The organism is Ruegeria sp. CDSC021, from assembly GCF_059610845.1.
In genome coordinates, this window is record NZ_JBXWOK010000007.1 from 106,114 (window position 1) to 123,530 (window position 17,417).

Here is a 17,417-nt window from a genome sequence, read left to right on the forward strand (position 1 = left end):
GTTGCAGGATGGCCGAGACGGAAACACAAGAAAAAGAAACTCAAATACCGACCAACCTCCGCCTCCTGCTGATCCTCGAGGAGGTGGCGCGGCGTGGCGTTTCCGTAAAACCATCGGATCTGATTGAGGCATTAGGTCTGGCCAAGCCAACAATTCACCGTCTGCTGCAAACCGCAGAAGCCGAAGGGTTTCTGCAGCGGGATCTCGATGGCAGATCATATGGCCCGGGACACCGGCTGCGACTGCTATCGGTCAACACTATGTCGTCCGAGCATTTGCGCACTGCGCGACTGGCGATCTTGCGCAGTGTGGCTGAAACTGTTGGCGAGACATGTAATCTCGCCATTCCAGACCGCGAGGGCATGATCTATCTCGACCGGGTGGAAACGAAGTGGCCCCTGCGAATTCAACTGCCGGTCGGGACACAGGTGCCCTTCCATTGCACGGCCAGCGGCAAGATGTACCTGTCCACACTACGGCAAAGAAAGCTGGATGGGTTTCTTTCGGCAGGACATCTACAACCACAAACCGAACGCTCGCTGACCGACCCCAAGGCATTGCGATCGGAGATCCGACGTATCTCTGAGAATAGTTATTCCACCGATGACGAGGAATTCATGACCGGAATGACTGCCCTAGCAGTACCCGTTCAGGATGGACAAGGCCGATTGGTAGGCACACTTTCGGTTCACGCGCCGACACAACGTCATGACGTCAACAGTCTGATGTCGTTTCTGGGCATACTTCAGAAGGGAGCAAAGCAGCTTTCGGCTCTTTTGAGCCAGTGACTAATGCTTCAGATGACAGTCAAAGCGTGATTTTTTTCACCAACTGCGAATTCGATCATCGATCGGTTTGGAGAATTCTGCACCAGAATGGATGAGAGCGCGATAAAAGTTCCGTGTACTCCGTTCGTTCAACTTTGCAGAGTCGACATTGGCGCACCGCTGCCATTCCTAGCTAGCGCAGCATCTGTCACTCTGGGCTCAAACCGGACACTTGCGGTACCGCCACAAATGCAGGGATATGGCGACTTGCTCAGTGCATGACGCAAAGGTCAGAATATTCTTTCGCCCAACACCTATGACTACCGAGGAGCCGGCAGGAACGTGCTTGCGTGCATGATGATGTCGAAATGCTGCATCCCTTTCTGCAGATCAAAACTGACAGAATGCCCGCCCTTACGCAGCAATTCCGCATAGTCCCGGCTTTGACGAATGAATTCGGGTGTGTCACGCTCGGCGACGGTTATATGGTAACGCGGACCGGGGGCGGGCAGGTGCAGAATGGGTGAGAGATCGTGTATTTCGACCGGGGTCAGTTGCAGCGGGTCATTCACCGGCGTCAGGCTGATCGGTTCAAGATCATAGACGCCGCTGATCAGAATCACCTCTCGTACCCGCAAGCCGGCGCGGGCTAGCGCATCGGCTGAAGTCGCCATCATCATGGCCGCCAGATGTGCCCCGGCGCTGTGCCCCGACAAGGTGATCTGCGCCGGATCGAACCCAAGGGCCGTCGCCTGTGATCCCAGCCAAAGCAGGGCATCGCGGCACTCTTTGATCATCTGATCCAGTCGGGCCTCAGGTGCGAGCGTATAGTTCAGCGTTGCAAAGGCTTGCCCGTTTTCCACCAGTGTAGGGGCCATCATCGCGGACTCACGCTGACTGAGCGCCTGCCAGTAACCTCCGTGAATAAAGACATGCAGCGGAGCGTTGGCCGTCGACGCAGGAAAGAAGTCGAGCACCTGTTCAGATGTTTCGCCGAAGGGCAGGTTTTCCCGGCATTCCATCCGGGCGCGGTTCTGCGCACTCAGCGCGGCGTAGCTTTCAAGATAGGGTGTCAGATCGCCGCCAACCATCGAACTGGGAGAATACTCCTGCTCCAGCTCTGTCTGAGTGAAACCACGATACAGCATCGCCTACTCCTGCCCGCTATACATCAATTCGGTGCGCACATCGTAGAGATCGTGAAAGAATCGCAAGTCCAGCGCTTTGCGCAGGAACGACACACCGCTAGACCCGCCTGTACCTGGCTGGTTGCCAATAACTCGCTCGACCGCGGTGACATGGTCAAACCGCCAGCGCTGGAACAGGGATTCAACGTCCATCAGCTTTTCGGCCAGCGCATAGAGGTCCCAATACTGATCGGTATTGTGAAACACCTGAGCCCAGATTTTCACCACGCGCGGGTCGCCGGAATAGGGTTGTGCAAAGTCACGGTTCAGCAGGTCATCAGGCACGTCAAACCCTTGCCGGGCCAGCATGTGCAGCACTTCGTCGTAAAGCGAAGGCTTGGTCAGTGCGGCATCCAATAATTCCATGACTTCGGGATCATGCTGGTGAACCTTCAGGGTCGAGGCATCCTTGTTGCCCAGAATGAATTCAATCTGACGATAGCCATAGCTTTGAAATCCCGAGGAGCTGCCAAGTGCTTGCCGAAAGGTCATGTAATCGGCGGGGGTCATGGTCAGAAGCGTTTCCCACGCGGAAATCAACTGCCGCTGGATTGCTTTGACCCGGTCGAGATTCTTCATTGCCGGGCCAAATTCGTCCTCTTGCAGAAAGCGGCGCACTTCGACCAGCTGGTGATGCATCAGCTTCAGCCACAGCTCGCTGACCTGATGGATGATGATGAACAGCATCTCATCTGGTTGCGCGGGATCCTGAAACGTCTTTTGCAGATTCAGTAGGGTTTTGAGCTGCAGGAAGTCGCCATAGCTCTTGCGGTGGGTTTCGGCGAAATCCGTGACCAGAGTGTCCTCGATCCCGCGTTCAAGATACCGGTTGTCCTTGTCGCTCATCTGCTCCTCCAAACACCTGAGTTCCCTCCTGTTTAGGGGGTGAAGCCGTTTAACGCCAGAGGGTTAGGTCCAATCCAGAACAACCTTGCCGGATCGACCTGATTTCATCTCGCCAAAGCCCTTGGCAAATTCATCAACCTTGAAACGGTGCGTGATCACTCGGCTGACATCCAAACCGTTCTGTAACATGGCAATCATCTTATACCAGGTCTCGAACATCTCGCGCCCATAGACACCTTTGATGGTGATGGCCTTGAATACGATGCGGGACCAGTCCACGGGGGATTTTCCAGGTGGGATGCCCAGCAGAGCGATCTTGCCGCCCATCACCAGTGCCTCGACCATCTGGTCCAGTGCAATTTGTGAACCTGACATCTCTAGCCCGACGTCAAAACCTTGCTGCATGCCCAGTTCGGCGATCACGTCCTGCAAATCTTCCTTGGTCACATCGACAGGGCGCAATGTTGGCACAACATGCGCAGCCAGCGTCAAGCGGTCCGGATTGATATCGGTGATCACCACATGCCGCGCGCCTGCATGGCGGGCCACGGCGGCGGCCATGATGCCGATGGGGCCTGCACCGGTGATCAGCACATCCTCACCCAGCAGATCAAAGCTGAGTGCAGTGTGCACAGCATTCCCCAACGGGTCGAGAATGGCTCCGATTTCGTCGGGAATGTCATCGGGCAGGGGCACCACGTTGAAGGCAGGCAGTTTCAGGTATTGCGCAAAGGCACCCTGTTCGTTGACGCCGATTCCGCGCGTGCCGGGATCCAGATGGAACTTGCCAGCGCGGCTTTGGCGGCTGTCGGTTGTGATCAGGTGCCCCTCGCCGGAGCAGCGCTGGCCGATCTCAAGCCCGGTCACGTTGCGCCCGATCTCAACGATTTCACCGGCAAATTCATGGCCGGTGATCATCGGGGTGGGCACCGTGGCGGCGGCCCAGTCGTCCCAGTTCCAGATGTGGATATCGGTGCCGCAGATGCCGGTCTTGTTGATGCGGATCAGCACTTCATCAGGGTCGATTTCGGGGACCGGGGCCTGCACCATCCACAAGCCCTCCTCGGGCTTGGATTTTTCCAGCGCTTTCATCGTATTGGGTCGCATCAGATGATCCCCAGCTCTTTGCCGACCTTGCTAAAGGCGGCCAGCGCACGGTCCAGCTCATCCTTTGTCAGCGCCGCATTCATCTGCGTTCTGATCCGTGCCTTACCGCGCGGGACGACGGGGAAGAAAAAGCCCGAAACATAAACGCCTTCGTCAAACAGCTTTGCGGCCACGTCCTGCGCCAGTTGTGCTTCGCCCAGCATAACCGGGATGATCGGGTGTTCGCCGGGTAGAAGGTCAAAACCCAACTTTTCCAACCCCGCGCGCCAATATTTGGCGTTGCTGAACAGTTGCGCGCGCAGCATGTCGCCCTCTTCGACCAGACGGATGGCTTCGATCCCGGCAGCAACGATTGAAGGCGGCAGCGAATTTGAGAACAGATAGGGCCGCGCCCGCTGCCGCAGCAGGTCGATCACCGGCTGCGGCCCGGCGATATAACCGCCGATTGCCCCCCCAAGTGCCTTGCCCAAGGTTCCCGTCAGAATATCCACAGCGACACCGAAATGATCCGGTGTACCGGCCCCGTTCGGACCCATGAATCCGGTGGCATGGCAGTCATCGACCATGACAATGGCGTCATATTTGTCCGCCAGTTCGCGGATTTTCGGCAAGTTAGCCAGATAGCCATCCATCGAAAACACACCGTCTGTCGCGATCATGATGTGACGCGCGCCGTCCTCGCGTGCCTGCTTCAGCCAGGCCTCCAGATCGTTCATGTCGTTGTTCAGATAACGATAACGTTTGGCCTTGCACAACCGTACCCCGTCGATGATTGAGGCATGGTTCAGACCGTCCGAGATTATGGCATCTTCAGGCCCTAACAAAGGCTCAAACAGCCCTCCATTGGCATCAAAACAGGCTGCAAACAGGATCGCATCGTCCTTATTCAGGAATTGTGCCAGCTTCTGTTCCAGCTCACGGTGAATGTCCTGTGTGCCACAAATAAACCGGACCGAGGCCATGCCGAACCCTTTGGGTTCCATCGCGTCTTTGGCGGCGGCGATCAGTGCCGGATGATCGGCCAGACCCAGATAATTGTTGGCGCACAGATTGATGACCTGCCTGTCGCCCACAGTAATCTCGCCGCCCTGGGGCGAGGTGATCATTCGTTCACGCTTGTACAGACCCTCCGCTTCGATCTGCACGAGGGTGTCGGTGACATGGGACAGGAATGCATCTGACATGGCGATCTCCGTTCAACTGAGTCGCATGTCTAACATAACGGATGAAATTCCCAAATAGGGGAATTACAGTATGAAGGAAAAATTTCCGTAAAGGCGGAAATGCGCCGGTGTCAGGCGTTTTTGACGATCAGGAACACCCTTGCTGGCTTCTTGGCAGTAATTGAGTGCAGAACGTCGGCCGCGTATCGCGCGGTGTCGCCCTGGTTCAGTTCGCTGACGGCACTGCCCGAGGTGACGCGCACCGCACCTTCAAGTACCGTCAACTGTTCATGCGCGCCGCGGGCGTGTGGTTGGCTGTTCAGCGCGCCATCACTGTCAAAGCGGATATCGTAGACCTCGTGGCCACCGGCCTCTTCGGGCGGGGAGAGGATGCGGATGCGGCAATTCTGGCCCATATTGTCGATGCTGGGCACTTCGTCGCTGCGCAGGGTTTCGATCTGATCGGCGTTATTGGCCTCTTCCAGCAGGCCAGCGAAGTCCACCTGCAGGGCGCGGGTCAGGTTCCACAGGGTCGAGATCGTCGGGCTGCTTTCACCGCGTTCGATCTGGCTGACCATGGATCGGGACACGCCGCTGAGATTGGCCACAGCTTCCAGCGACAGGCCTTTGGCGCGGCGGGCCTCTTTCAGGCGGGCGGGCAGGCGCGTCAGGATATCGTCTGAATTTTCCGTCATGACGGAATCTCATGCGCGTTTGGTGGCCTCATGTCAATTCCGCTTGTGACGGTACGTCCTATGGGACAGTTCCAATGGCTGGATGCATAGTGCCCGCAAATCCACGAGGAGAAGAGACATGAAAGATATCGTCATTCTTGATGGTGCGCGCACCGCGATTGGCACATTTGGTGGCGCCTTGGCTTCAACTGCGCCGATTGATCTGGCGACCGTTGTGACTGAAGCGGCGATGGAGCGATCTGGAGTTGCGCCCGAGCAAATCGGCAATGTGGTGTTCGGTCATGTCATTAATACCGAACCACGCGACATGTACCTGTCACGCGCCGCGGCCAAGCAGGCCGGTATCCCCGTTGAAACGCCCGCGATGAACGTAAACCGTCTGTGCGGGTCCGGTGCGCAGGCGATTGTGTCGGCGGTACAGTCCCTGATGCTGGGCGACGCCGAATTCGCTGTAGCTGGTGGCGCCGAAAGCATGTCGCGGAGTCCGTATATCGTGCCACAGGCGCGCTGGGGAGCGAAGATGGGCGATGTCACCTCGATGGATATGATGCTGGGCGCGTTGAACTGCCCGTTTGGCACTGGCCATATGGGCATTACGGCCGAAAACGTTGCTGATGAGCACCAGATCACCCGTGAGCAGATGGATGAATTCGCGATGGCCAGCCAAACCCGTGCGGCGGCTGCGCTGGAGGCGGGGTATTTCCAAAGCCAGATCACGCCGGTTCAGGTCAAGGTCAAGCGCGACATGGTCGATTTCATGGTCGACGAACATCCCAAACAGACATCCGCCGAGGCGCTGGCCGGGCTGCGTCCTGCCTTCCGCAAGGATGGCCGGGTGACGGCGGGCAACGCGTCGGGCATCAACGATGGTGCGGCGGCGATGGTACTGGCCACGGCGGAGGCGGCCGAAAAGGCCGGCTTGAAACCCAAGGCACGCATTCTGGGCTATGGCCACGCAGGCGTACGCCCCGAGGTGATGGGCATTGGTCCGGTTCCTGCGGTGCAAAACCTGATGGCGCGGACGGGCCTGACGCTGGGTGATTTCGATGTGATCGAAAGCAACGAAGCCTTTGCCGCGCAAGCGTTGGCCGTGAACAAAGAGCTGGGCTTGGATGCCGCCAAGGTAAACCCGAATGGCGGGGCGATTGCGCTGGGCCATCCGGTGGGAGCAACCGGTGCGATTATAACGCTGAAAGCCCTATATGAGCTGGAGCGCACGGGCGGGTCCAAGGGTTTGGTCACCATGTGCATCGGTGGCGGTCAGGGCATTGCCATTGCCTTTGAGCTGCTCTGAAACCGAACCAAGCAGGGGGGCTGTCTGGCCCCCATCGCGCCTGTGGCGCAATTCCCCCGAAGGTATTTTTGGTCGGATGAAGCGGGCGGGATTGGGTTTAGCTGAAGCTTGTCAGCAATAGGACGAGGGCCGCGCCGGTAGCGGCACCAATGGTGGCGGGCAAGGCAACGGACCATAGGCGCGACCGGGTCGGCTCATCCTTTTGGGTTTGGGAAATCAATGCGTTTTCTACCAGTGCTGGAAGCCGCGGACCAAACCGGGCCAGAACCATTGCTGTTTTGCCAAGATCGCGAAGTGCGGCGCGGGGGCCGATGGATTGTTTGATGTAGTCTTCGACCACGGGCCGGGCGACTTCCCAGATGTTCATTTGCGGGTCGAGTGAGCGCGCGACGCCTTCGACCACAACCATTGTACGCTGAAGCAGGATCAGCTCGGTACGGGTTTCCATGCCGAAGCGTTCAGTGACTTCGAACAGATAGCTGAGCAACCGTCCCATTGAGATATGGGTGGCGTTCATACCAAAGATCGGCTCTCCAACCGCGCGCAGAGCACGGGCGAATTCATCGACATCCTGATTGGCAGGGACATATCCGGCCTCGAAATGCACCTCGGCCACGCGCTTGTAGTCGCGGCGGATAAAGCCAAAGAGAATCTCGGCATAGACCCGGCGCGTGTATTCGTCGATATGGCCCATGATGCCATAGTCATAGGCAATGATATCGCTATTTGCCGCGACCTTCAGGTTACCCTGGTGCATGTCAGCGTGGAAATAGCCGTCGCGCAGAGCATGCAGCAGGAACAGGCGCAGCACGCGTTCGGCCAGATCGCGGCGGTCATGACCGGCTGCATCAAGTGCGCCATTGTCGCCCAGCGGGATGCCATCTGCCCAGCTGAGTGTCATTACCCGACGCGCCGACAGGGACCAGACCACGGGGGGCAACCAGAATCCGGCATCGTCCTTGGTGTTTGCGGCATATTCCGAGGCAGCCGAGCTTTCCAGACGCAAGTCCAGCTCGCCACGCACGACGCCGTCGAAATGTTCGATCACTTCCATCGGGCGCAGGCGGCGCGCGCCGGGGGCGAAGAGTTGCACGATTCGGGCAGCGAAATAGAACGCATCAACATCCTTGCGGAAGGCACGTTCGATCCCCGGCCGCAAAACCTTGACGGCGACATCCTCGCCTGTGCTGACCAACTTGGCCTTATGGACCTGGGCGATTGAGGCGGCCGCAATCGGTTCGCTGAACTCATCGAATATCTCTACGACGGGTTGACCAAGCTCTTTCTCGACCTCGGCCATGGCCTCGGCCTTGGAGAACGGGGGCAGTTTGTCCTGCAGCACGCGTAGCTGTTCGGCCAGTTCGTCTCCAACCACGTCGGGCCGCGTGGACAGAACCTGACCGAACTTGATATAGGCAGGTCCCAGGGCGGTGAGGGCACGGGTGGCTGGGGGCATCGACGGATCGCCTTTGTAACCCAGCCATTGAAAGGGTTTGCCCAGGGTGTGGGCCAGAACGCGCAGGGCGCGTGGTGCTTCGAACGCGTCCAGAACGACATTCATGGCACCTGTCCGTTCCAGCGTCGCGCCGGTCCGGATCAAGCGGATGATATTGTGAGGGCCGCGCATCAGATTTTCCAGCCGGAATGCAGCGCGGCAATGCCCATGGTCAGGTTACGGTATTTCGCGTTGTCGAACCCGGCGGTGCGGACCATGTTCAGGAAAGTATCCTGATCCGGGAAATTACGGATCGATTCGACCAGATACTGATAGCTGTCATAATCATTGGCGATCAGCTTCCCCATGCGCGGGATGACATTGAAACTGTAGAGGTCATAGAGTTTCTGCAGCCCGTCATTGGGCAACTGACTGAACTCCAAAACCATCAAGCGGCCACCGGGTTTCAATACGCGGTAGGCCTCGTTCAATGCCTCTTGCGGACGGGTCACGTTTCGGATGCCGAAGGAGATCGTGTAGACGTCAAAGGTGTTATCCTCGAACGGCAGGGCCATCGCATCGCCCACCACCCAATTCAGACTGTCCGACATCTGATCCGCCTCGGCCCGCTGTCGGCCTTCGATCAGCATCGGCTCGGTCAGGTCCAAAACGGTGGCATGGCCACGGCCTGCGCGTTTCAGGAACCGGAACGAGATATCGCCGGTACCGCCCGCCACATCCAGCAGGCGCTGACCTGGGCGCGGGGCCAACCAGTCCATCATTGCGTCTTTCCAGATCCGGTGAATGCCCATCGACATGACATCGTTCATCACATCGTATTTTGAGGCGACCGAGTTGAACACGCCCTGCACGCGCCCGGCCTTGTCGGCCTCGCGCACGGTTTCGAACCCGAAATGAGTGGTCTTGTCGCTGTTGTCGGACATTTGCCTTGCCGTTTGTCGAATTTCGCCTCTGTTATAGGGCGATAAGAACCGGGCACAATGCGGCCCTTTGGAATAGGAGCCAGGAAATGCCCGAATTGCCCGAGGTCGAGACAGTAAGACGCGGCCTGTCCCCGGCGATGGAAGGTATCGTGATCGAACAGGCGGATGTAAATCGCCCCGATTTGCGCTGGCCGTTTCCTGACCGGATGGCCGAACGGTTGACCGGCCAGCGGGTCGATCGGTTGCGGCGGCGGTCCAAGTACATTCTAGCTGATCTTAGCAGTGGCGAAACGTTACTGATTCATCTGGGCATGTCCGGGCGAATGACGGTCTCGGGTGATCCACTGGGCCAATTTGCGCATACCCATCCCATGCCCGAGAAACATGACCATGTGGTGTTTCACATGGCCAATGGTGCTCGGATCACCTTCAATGACCCACGTCGGTTTGGTGCGATGGACCTGCTACCTACGGCAACCGCCGAGCATCATAAGCTGTTATCGGTCCTGGGACCGGAGCCTTTGGGCAATGATTTTCATGAACAGCATCTGATCGAAGCGTTCAAAGGCAAGAACACACCGGTCAAATCAGCGCTGTTGGATCAGGGAATCGTTGCAGGACTGGGCAATATCTACGTCTGCGAAGCGCTGTATCGGGGTCGAGTGTCGCCACGTCGCAAAGCGGGACAGATTTCTTCTACCCGCGTTGCCGGGTTGGTTACTATCATCCGTCAAGTGCTGCAGGAAGCGATCGAGGCAGGTGGATCGTCGCTGCGGGATTTCCGGCAAGCCGATGGAGAACTTGGATATTTTCAGCACAGCTTTGATGTCTACGGGCGCGAGGGTGCGCCCTGCCGGACAGGGGGTTGCGGGGCAGAAATCAAGAGAATCACCCAGTCCGGTCGCTCATCCTTCTATTGTGTGCAATGCCAAAGATAGCTTGATCCAAGTTTTTCGCGTGGTAAGGAATCGTACCTGAACGGAACAACCGGAAGCTTTAACTCATGGCTTTTGAGACGATCATCGTCGAAATCGAAGACCACGTCGCCCTCATCAAACTCGACCGCCCCGATGCGATGAATGCGCTGAACACTCAGTTGCTGGGTGAATTGTGCACCGCGTTGGAAGAGGCGGATGGAAACGACAAGGTACGCTGCGTCGTCATCACAGGCTCGGACAAGGCCTTTGCCGCAGGTGCGGACATCAAAGAAATGTCCGAGATGAGCTTTGTTGACGTCTTCACTGTCAACCTGTTTGCCGAGGCCAACGATCGTATCTCGGCCATCCGCAAACCTATCATTGCAGCAGTTGCGGGTTATGCGCTGGGCGGTGGCTGTGAATTGGCGATGCTGTGCGATTTCATCATTGCCGCCGATACTGCCAAGTTTGGCCAGCCTGAAATCAATCTGGGCGTTATTGCAGGGCTGGGCGGCAGCCAACGTCTGACCCGGTTCGTCGGCAAGTCAAAATCGATGGACATGAATCTGACCGGCCGCTTCATGGACGCGGAAGAGGCTGAACGTTCTGGTCTTGTCAGCCGGATTGTACCGGCCAAGAAGTTGATCGAAGAAGCCATTGGCGTGGCCCAGAAAATTGCCGAGAAATCGCAACTGTCGACCATGGCGGCAAAAGAGGCGGTCAACCGCAGCTATGAAGTGCCGTTGAGCGAAGGTATGTTGTTCGAGCGCCGGGTGTTCCATTCGATGTTCGCCACCGAGGACCAGAAAGAAGGCATGGCAGCCTTTCTGGAAAAACGCTCGGCTCAGTTCCGGGACAAGTAAACCGGCCACGAAATATGTATCGAACAGGCGGGCTGAGCCCGCCTTTTTCTTGCCCGCGGTTCAGCAGTACAGAATCGGCTTGGCAAAGCCTCAAAACTTGTCTATGCACCGCCGCTATACATGCGCGTGCGGCCCGCTTGGCCCGACTCACACTCGTGATTCTGATCCGGTGCGGATATCCGCGGCGCGCATTCTACATAACCGTACCGAACAAAGGTCAGAGACACATGGCAAATTCGCCCCAGGCAAAAAAACGCGCTCGTCAGAACGAAAAGCGTTTCGCCGTTAACAAAGCGCGTCGTTCGCGTATCCGCACCTATCTGCGCAAAGTAGAAGAAGCAATCGCATCCGGTGACAAGGACGCAGCAACTGCCGCTCTGCGCGCAGCTCAGCCCGAACTGATGCGCGGCGTCACCAAAGGCGTCTTCCACAAGAACACAGCCTCCCGCAAAATGTCCCGTCTGTCGGCCCGCGTCAAAGCGCTGGGCTGAGTCTTTATGTGACCTAGGGTCACGTAAGCATGGCTGAACTATTCCGAAGGGCGTCGCATATCGCGGCGCCCTTTTGCTGTTGCCAGAATACCGCGTCTTCACGTTGCCGAGAGATTCTTTCGCACAAAGACCCGAGTCAATATCAGAGTTTCGTTGCCGCAGACGTCGGCCTCTTGTTACCACTGATACAGCGATTCACTCGCTTGGGGGGACAGGCTGTTCCTACGATTGTACTGACGGGCATCAGAGCGGTCGAGGAACGAATGTTGGCATCCGGATAAACCGGTTTGCTGATCTGCTGAGGGTCTTGGGGTAACCGAGGATCCGAGCCCTGTCTAAAGATAAGATTGCGAAGCGCAGGCCGCTTTTCGGGATATTCAGGTGCTGGATGTCACGAGTTTGGATTGTGCTGACTTTCAGGGACAAACCCGCCAAACTTCTGCGGTTTGGCGCAGGGTATCCTTTTGCGAGTGACATCGTGATCCGGGCGACCGGGGCTTAGTAATAAGGCCGACAGGCCAATAAAGAATGGGATGCGTGAGGCGCTTAATGACACAAGAGAAATGGGGACTACTGCGTAACAAACTGCTCAAGGCGATCGGAAAGAACAACTATACCACCTGGATCGAGCCTCTTGAATTCCAAGAGCTGCAGGACGGTGTAGCGGTGTTCTCGGTTCCGACGAACTTTATGGGCAATTATGTGAGCCAGAATTTTGCGGATCTTATCCTGTATGAGATGAACACCGCCGGAGAATCTGTACAGCGCCTCGCGTTCCGAGTGGCAGCGAACTCTCCGGTACGTCCTTCGAACGACGTGGCAACTGCGCCTGCCCGCGTTCAGGAAGCGCAAACGCAGACTTTATCCGCGACCGCGAATGATGCGTTGGAATCCCTGCAGGCGGCGCCGTTGGATTCTCGTTTCACGTTTGACAGCTTTGTGGTCGGCAAACCCAACGAGCTGGCCCATGCCGCCGCGCGTCGTGTGTCCGAAGGTGGCCCCGTGACTTTTAACCCGCTGGTTCTGTATGGCGGTGTCGGCTTGGGTAAAACCCACCTGATGCATGCCATCGCCTGGGAACTAAAGACTAAACATCCCGAATTGAATGTTCTGTACCTGTCGGCGGAACAGTTCATGTACCGCTTTGTGCAGGCGCTGCGGGAACGCCGGATGATGGACTTCAAACACCTGTTCCGTTCGGTCGATGTGCTGATGGTTGATGACGTCCAGTTTATCGCTGGAAAGGATTCGACTCAGGAAGAGTTCTTTCACACGTTCAACGCGCTGGTAGACCAGAACAAACAGATCATCATCTCAGCCGACCGCGCCCCGGGCGAGATCAAGGACCTGGAGGACCGTGTGAAATCACGCCTGCAATGTGGTCTGGTCGTCGATCTGCATCCCACTGATTACGAACTGCGTCTGGGCATCCTGCAAACCAAGGTTCAGCAATACAGCCGCACCTATCCTGACGTGACTATCGTAGATGGGGTGCTGGAATTCCTGGCCCATCGCATCTCGACCAATGTGCGTGTTTTGGAAGGGGCCTTGACCCGGCTGTTTGCCTTTGCCTCGCTTGTCGGGCGCGAGATCGACATGGAGCTGACGCAGGATTGCCTGGCGGACGTGCTGCGCGCGTCAGAACGCAAGATTACCGTCGAAGAGATTCAGCGCAAAGTGTCAGAATATTACAATATCCGCCTTAGCGACATTATAGGCCCCAAGCGGTTGCGCTCCTATGCGCGCCCGCGTCAGGTGGCGATGTATCTGTGCAAACAGCTGACCAGCCGCTCTTTGCCCGAGATTGGCCGTCGGTTTGGCGGACGCGATCACACCACGGTCATGCATGGCGTCAAACGCATCGAAGAACTGAAGACAACCGATGGCCAAATCGCCGAAGACGTGGAAATGCTGCGTCGCGCGCTGGAAGCCTGAGTATCTTCTAGGCATTAAACAGGCGCCCCGGATCCTGATGGCCGGGGCGTTTTTTTGTGCGCAATAGTCCACGGTTGGCTATGAACTGTGACCGCAGGGTCACGCGCCTCTTGACCCTGCGGGCAAACCGACTCAGAAATCCATAAAAAATCCTTGTGCCTCAGGGCGGAGGCGCTAACGTGCCAGTCCCGCCCATTTTCGGCACGCAAGTCAGAGGAATTAAGGGTATGAAGATCAGCATCGAACGCGGCACCCTTCTCAAGGCCGTTTCCCAGGCCCAATCAGTCGTCGAACGACGCAACACGATCCCTATACTTGCTAATGTTCTAATCGAGGCCGAAGGCGATCAGGCCATGTTCCGCGCCACCGATCTGGATATCGAAGTGGTCGACAAGGCCCCTGCGCAGGTGGAAAAGGCCGGCGCCACCACGGTTGCCGCCACAACCCTGCACGAAATTGTGCGCAAACTGCCCGATGGCGCGTTGGTCACCCTGACCGCCGACAGTGCGGCGGGTCGCCTGACGGTTGAAGCCGGGCGATCGAACTTCTCTCTGGCGACTCTGCCGAAAGAAGATTTCCCGGTTATGGCCTCATCAGAATACCAGTCGAACTTTACGGCTTCGGCAGCATTGCTGCGCCGTTTGTTCGACAAATCGAAATTCGCCATCTCAACCGAAGAGACGCGGTACTATCTGAATGGCGTCTATATGCATGTTTCAGATGGCTCCGAAGGCGGCAAGGTGCTGCGCTGTGTGGCCACCGATGGTCACCGTCTGGCGCGCATTGACGCAGATCTTCCTGATGGGGCTGCGGACATGCCCGGCGTGATCGTGCCGCGCAAAACCGTGGGTGAAATGCGCAAGCTGTTGGACGATGACGAGATGGATATCGCCGTTTCCGTCAGCGAGACTAAAGTGCGTTTCGCAACGCCGGATATCACGCTGACCTCGAAGGTGATCGACGGCACATTCCCCGACTACACACGGGTCATCCCGCAGGGCAACACGCGGCAACTGGAAGTGGATGCGGCTGAGTTTGCGCAGGCCGTCGACCGGGTTGCGACGGTATCGTCGGAACGTTCGCGCGCGGTAAAGCTGCAGCTGGATACGGATAAACTGGTTCTTTCTGTCAATGCACCGGACAGCGGTGCAGCCGAGGAAGAATTGGCCGTCGCATATTCAGATGAACGGCTCGAGATCGGTTTCAACGCAAAATACCTGCTGGAAATTGCTTCTCAGGTAGATCGCGAAAACGCGGTGTTCCTGTTCAACTCCGCCGGTGATCCGACCCTGATGCGCGAAGGCAATGACCTGAGCGCGGTCTATGTGGTCATGCCGATGCGTGTCTGATTGGCTTTGGGGGCTGATCGCTGAGGAAAGAGAGGGGTCATGACCTTGGCCCTGACCGAACTGACGGTCTCGCATTTTCGCTCTCACAAACTGGCGCGTCTGTCGCTGGATGGCCGCCCGGTTGCCATTCACGGACCCAACGGCGCGGGTAAGACCAATATCCTAGAAGCTGTTTCGATGTTTTCACCCGGTCGCGGTATGCGCCGGGCCAGTGCGGCCGAGATGACGCGTCGCCCCGAGGCGCTGGGCTGGAAGCTGTCTGGCCTGCTGCAAGCGCAGGGCCAGAGCTATGAGATCGAGACTTGGTCCGAAGCTGGCGCAGCGCGGCAGGTTCGGATAGATGGCAAATCCGCCAGTCAGATCGATCTGGGCAAGCTGGCGCGGGTCGTCTGGCTGATCCCGTCGATGGACCGGCTGTGGATTGAAGGCGCCGAGGGGCGGCGGCGGTTTCTGGATCGCATCGCGCTCAGCTTTGATCCTGCCCACGCCGAAGCCTCGCTGATTTATGAAAAATCCATGCGCGAACGCAACCGGCTGCTGAAAGAACAGGTGCGCGATGCCCATTGGTACGCCGCGCTCGAGGGGCAGATGGCCGAAACCGGGCATCGCATCCATGTGGCGCGCATGGCCGCTCTGGATCATCTGCGCACAGCACAGGATCAGGCCGAAACGGGTTTTCCATCGGCTGATTTTGAGCTGGTTCAAACCGAAGGTGCCATGCCGGAAACGGCGGATGATCTGCGTGAGGGGCTGAATGAAAGCCGCTTTCGCGATCTGGCGGCGGGGCGCACACTGGTCGGGCCACACCGGTCTGACCTGTACGGCGTCTTTGCCGCCAAGGGCGTTCCGGCCAAGGATTGCTCGACCGGTGAGCAAAAGGCGCTGCTGGTCTCGCTGATCCTGTCCAACGCGCGCGCTTTGGCCGGGATGATCGGGGCACCGCCGATTGTGTTGCTGGATGAGGTTGCCGCCCATCTGGATGCCGGGCGCCGCGCCGCGCTTTATGAAGAGATTTGCGCGTTGGGGGCTCAGGCCTGGATGACGGGCACCGGGCCTGAACTGTTTGCAGAATTGGGGGACCGGGCCCAGACCCTGGTTGTCACCGAAGGTGATGAGGGCTCGATCGTCGATTAGGCCGGTTCGCTGACCTTACGTTCCCACAAGAAGCCGCGCATTACTTCGTCGACTGGGGTCTGTGCCATGTGGTTGACGTAATTCGACATGGTTTTCTGCGCCAGGCCCAGCACCACGTCCAACACGGCGCGGTGCGAATAACCAGCGTCAAAGAAGGCTTGCAGCTGCGCCTCGGTGGGATTGCCACGGGTCTGCATCATCTGCAGCGTAAATGTCCGCAGCGCCTCGAGCTTGGCATTGGGCAGCGCGGTTTCGTTGCGCAGCGCTTCGGTGATGTCATCCGTCACCTTCATCATCTTGGCGATGCCGGTATGGGCGGGCACGCAATAGTGGCACTCGTTCTCGACATTGATGGTCTGCCAGACGACGGTTTTTTCGTCATTGTCGAAATCGGTCTGCATGAAGAGGCCATGTAGAACCTGGTAGCCTTCCAGATGCTGTGGGCTTTCGGCCATCACCTTATGCAGGCCGGGCAAGCGGCCAAACGCGGCCTGAGATTTTTCCAACAGAGGTTTGGACCCTTCGGGGGCGGTGGTCAGGTCGTGGGATGGGAAATCGGCCATGTGGATGCTCCATTTTTTGATGTCTGAGTCGGAAATAGTCTTTCTTGAGCGATCACTCAAGTATATATTTGAGTGACCGTTCAAGAATTGGTGATGTCGATGCCCCGCAAACCTACCTATGACCGAGACGCGCTGGTCGCCCGGGCCTGCGACATATTCTGGCGCTACGGCTGGGCTGGGACGTCGTTGAAGGATCTGGAGCGCGAGCTGAAGTTGAAGCCAGGCAGTTTCTATGCGGCCTTTGGGTCAAAAGACGCGCTTTATGCGCTGGCGCTGGAACGTTACACGCAGGACGGTGTAGCGCGGCTGACAGCGCTGGCAGAAGACATCGGGCCACTGGCCGCGTTAAAGACGCAGCCGCAGATTGTGATCGATTCCAGCCAAACGCCGGTGCAGGCCTGTATGCTCGCCAAGACCTTTGCCGAATTGCAGGCCAGGGATCACCAGCTAGCGCAGAAAGCCAGCCGGCATATGGCTGAGATGAAGCAATGTTTTGCAACGCTGTTTAGACAGGCGCAACAGGCCCGAGAGATCGGTCCTCACCACGATCCAGAGCGGCTTGCGGCGCGCTATCAATCCGACCTATTGGGCCTGCGATTGTCCGCTGAACGCAGCGACGTCGACGCCAAGGAAATCGCCGCAGATATCGCCGCAGACCTCGATCAGCTTTGATCGGCTGAAAATCCAAACTCTGGCACAAAATATTGGGGGATCGCGTGACATTCCC

The 17,417-nt window shown here is 57.7% G+C and carries 17 protein-coding genes; 9 read left to right on the forward strand and 8 right to left on the reverse strand.

Features of this window, described 5'->3' with window-relative positions:
• The first annotated feature begins 8 nt into the window (after positions 1–8).
• Positions 9–788 (forward strand): IclR family transcriptional regulator, encoded by a 780-nt coding sequence (locus AC2FGB_RS12550; RefSeq protein WP_142638245.1) that lies wholly within the window; start codon positions 9–11, stop codon positions 786–788.
• Positions 789–1,087: 299 nt separating this feature from the next.
• On the opposite strand, the gene AC2FGB_RS12555 is transcribed toward AC2FGB_RS12550, so the two are convergent.
• The 5 genes from AC2FGB_RS12555 to AC2FGB_RS12575 form a co-directional block, all read right to left on the reverse strand.
• A complete protein-coding gene (locus tag AC2FGB_RS12555) occupies positions 1,088–1,915 on the reverse strand; it encodes an alpha/beta hydrolase (RefSeq protein WP_496689851.1) in 828 nt (275 codons plus the stop codon).
• Between the two features lie 3 nt (positions 1,916–1,918).
• Positions 1,919–2,800: a tryptophan 2,3-dioxygenase gene (locus AC2FGB_RS12560; protein ID WP_142638241.1), complete on the reverse strand. Its 882-nt coding sequence runs from the start codon at positions 2,798–2,800 to the stop codon at positions 1,919–1,921.
• A gap of 63 nt (positions 2,801–2,863) precedes the next feature.
• Positions 2,864–3,892, reverse strand: a complete 1,029-nt coding sequence (gene tdh, locus AC2FGB_RS12565; protein ID WP_496678619.1) for an L-threonine 3-dehydrogenase — start codon at positions 3,890–3,892, stop codon at positions 2,864–2,866.
• Positions 3,893–3,906: 14 nt separating this feature from the next.
• On the reverse strand, positions 3,907–5,091 hold the full coding sequence (locus tag AC2FGB_RS12570) for a glycine C-acetyltransferase (RefSeq protein WP_281973591.1): 1,185 nt from the start codon (positions 5,089–5,091) through the stop codon (positions 3,907–3,909).
• 110 nt (positions 5,092–5,201) lie between these two features.
• Positions 5,202–5,765, reverse strand: coding sequence for a helix-turn-helix domain-containing protein (locus tag AC2FGB_RS12575; RefSeq protein WP_271950762.1), 564 nt, complete (start codon positions 5,763–5,765; stop codon positions 5,202–5,204).
• A gap of 118 nt (positions 5,766–5,883) precedes the next feature.
• Here AC2FGB_RS12575 and AC2FGB_RS12580 point away from each other — a divergent pair, with 118 nt between their 5' ends.
• Positions 5,884–7,059 carry an acetyl-CoA C-acyltransferase family protein gene (locus AC2FGB_RS12580; RefSeq protein WP_281973592.1) on the forward strand — a complete coding sequence of 392 codons (1,176 nt, stop codon included), beginning with the start codon at positions 5,884–5,886 and terminating at the stop codon, positions 7,057–7,059.
• A 97-nt stretch (positions 7,060–7,156) separates the two neighbouring features.
• On the opposite strand, the gene ubiB is transcribed toward AC2FGB_RS12580, so the two are convergent.
• Both ubiB and ubiE read right to left on the reverse strand, forming a co-directional pair.
• Positions 7,157–8,686, reverse strand: a complete 1,530-nt coding sequence (gene ubiB / locus AC2FGB_RS12585) for a 2-polyprenylphenol 6-hydroxylase (protein ID WP_282022492.1) — start codon at positions 8,684–8,686, stop codon at positions 7,157–7,159.
• Entirely contained in the window at positions 8,686–9,438 is a 753-nt protein-coding gene (gene ubiE / locus AC2FGB_RS12590; protein ID WP_142638232.1) for a bifunctional demethylmenaquinone methyltransferase/2-methoxy-6-polyprenyl-1,4-benzoquinol methylase UbiE, read from the reverse strand. Before ubiE ends, ubiB begins: the two co-directional genes overlap by 1 nt.
• Before the next feature lie 86 nt (positions 9,439–9,524).
• On the opposite strand from ubiE, the gene mutM reads away from it, so the two are divergent.
• The 6 genes from mutM (at position 9,525) to recF (ending at position 16,127) form a co-directional block, all read left to right on the forward strand.
• Positions 9,525–10,376, forward strand: coding sequence for a bifunctional DNA-formamidopyrimidine glycosylase/DNA-(apurinic or apyrimidinic site) lyase (gene mutM / locus AC2FGB_RS12595; protein ID WP_496694102.1), 852 nt, complete (start codon positions 9,525–9,527; stop codon positions 10,374–10,376).
• Positions 10,377–10,441: 65 nt separating this feature from the next.
• Positions 10,442–11,218 (forward strand): acryloyl-CoA hydratase, encoded by a 777-nt coding sequence (acuK, locus tag AC2FGB_RS12600; RefSeq protein ID WP_496689845.1) that lies wholly within the window; start codon positions 10,442–10,444, stop codon positions 11,216–11,218.
• 227 nt (positions 11,219–11,445) lie between these two features.
• Positions 11,446–11,709: a 30S ribosomal protein S20 gene (rpsT, locus tag AC2FGB_RS12605; RefSeq protein WP_142638226.1), complete on the forward strand. Its 264-nt coding sequence runs from the start codon at positions 11,446–11,448 to the stop codon at positions 11,707–11,709.
• A 549-nt stretch (positions 11,710–12,258) separates the two neighbouring features.
• On the forward strand, positions 12,259–13,644 hold the full coding sequence (gene dnaA / locus AC2FGB_RS12610) for a chromosomal replication initiator protein DnaA (RefSeq protein ID WP_142638224.1): 1,386 nt from the start codon (positions 12,259–12,261) through the stop codon (positions 13,642–13,644).
• A 227-nt stretch (positions 13,645–13,871) separates the two neighbouring features.
• On the forward strand, positions 13,872–14,993 hold the full coding sequence (dnaN, locus tag AC2FGB_RS12615; protein WP_271950744.1) for a DNA polymerase III subunit beta: 1,122 nt from the start codon (positions 13,872–13,874) through the stop codon (positions 14,991–14,993).
• A 39-nt stretch (positions 14,994–15,032) separates the two neighbouring features.
• Entirely contained in the window at positions 15,033–16,127 is a 1,095-nt protein-coding gene (gene recF, locus AC2FGB_RS12620; RefSeq protein WP_496694103.1) for a DNA replication/repair protein RecF, read from the forward strand.
• On the opposite strand, the gene AC2FGB_RS12625 is transcribed toward recF, so the two are convergent.
• On the reverse strand, positions 16,124–16,690 hold the full coding sequence (locus AC2FGB_RS12625; RefSeq protein ID WP_496694104.1) for a carboxymuconolactone decarboxylase family protein: 567 nt from the start codon (positions 16,688–16,690) through the stop codon (positions 16,124–16,126). The genes recF and AC2FGB_RS12625 overlap by 4 nt on opposite strands.
• A gap of 99 nt (positions 16,691–16,789) precedes the next feature.
• Between AC2FGB_RS12625 and AC2FGB_RS12630 the strand changes: the two genes are divergently transcribed.
• A complete protein-coding gene (locus AC2FGB_RS12630) occupies positions 16,790–17,362 on the forward strand; it encodes a TetR/AcrR family transcriptional regulator (RefSeq protein WP_496694132.1) in 573 nt (190 codons plus the stop codon).
• The last annotated feature ends 55 nt before the right edge of the window (positions 17,363–17,417 follow it).

Coding starts and splice junctions, on each gene's coding strand:
- AC2FGB_RS12550 (WP_142638245.1), top strand. CDS start 9: ATGGCCGAGACGGAAACACAAGAAAAAGAAACTCAAATACCGACCAAC.
- tdh (WP_496678619.1), bottom strand. CDS start 3,892: ATGAAAGCGCTGGAAAAATCCAAGCCCGAGGAGGGCTTGTGGATGGTG.
- mutM (WP_496694102.1), top strand. CDS start 9,525: ATGCCCGAATTGCCCGAGGTCGAGACAGTAAGACGCGGCCTGTCCCCG.
- AC2FGB_RS12560 (WP_142638241.1), bottom strand. CDS start 2,800: ATGAGCGACAAGGACAACCGGTATCTTGAACGCGGGATCGAGGACACT.
- ubiB (WP_282022492.1), bottom strand. CDS start 8,686: ATGCGCGGCCCTCACAATATCATCCGCTTGATCCGGACCGGCGCGACG.
- recF (WP_496694103.1), top strand. CDS start 15,033: ATGACCTTGGCCCTGACCGAACTGACGGTCTCGCATTTTCGCTCTCAC.
- rpsT (WP_142638226.1), top strand. CDS start 11,446: ATGGCAAATTCGCCCCAGGCAAAAAAACGCGCTCGTCAGAACGAAAAG.
- AC2FGB_RS12580 (WP_281973592.1), top strand. CDS start 5,884: ATGAAAGATATCGTCATTCTTGATGGTGCGCGCACCGCGATTGGCACA.
- ubiE (WP_142638232.1), bottom strand. CDS start 9,438: ATGTCCGACAACAGCGACAAGACCACTCATTTCGGGTTCGAAACCGTG.
- AC2FGB_RS12625 (WP_496694104.1), bottom strand. CDS start 16,690: ATGGCCGATTTCCCATCCCACGACCTGACCACCGCCCCCGAAGGGTCC.
- acuK (WP_496689845.1), top strand. CDS start 10,442: ATGGCTTTTGAGACGATCATCGTCGAAATCGAAGACCACGTCGCCCTC.
- AC2FGB_RS12575 (WP_271950762.1), bottom strand. CDS start 5,765: ATGACGGAAAATTCAGACGATATCCTGACGCGCCTGCCCGCCCGCCTG.
- dnaN (WP_271950744.1), top strand. CDS start 13,872: ATGAAGATCAGCATCGAACGCGGCACCCTTCTCAAGGCCGTTTCCCAG.
- AC2FGB_RS12630 (WP_496694132.1), top strand. CDS start 16,790: ATGCCCCGCAAACCTACCTATGACCGAGACGCGCTGGTCGCCCGGGCC.
- AC2FGB_RS12555 (WP_496689851.1), bottom strand. CDS start 1,915: ATGCTGTATCGTGGTTTCACTCAGACAGAGCTGGAGCAGGAGTATTCT.
- AC2FGB_RS12570 (WP_281973591.1), bottom strand. CDS start 5,091: ATGTCAGATGCATTCCTGTCCCATGTCACCGACACCCTCGTGCAGATC.
- dnaA (WP_142638224.1), top strand. CDS start 12,259: ATGACACAAGAGAAATGGGGACTACTGCGTAACAAACTGCTCAAGGCG.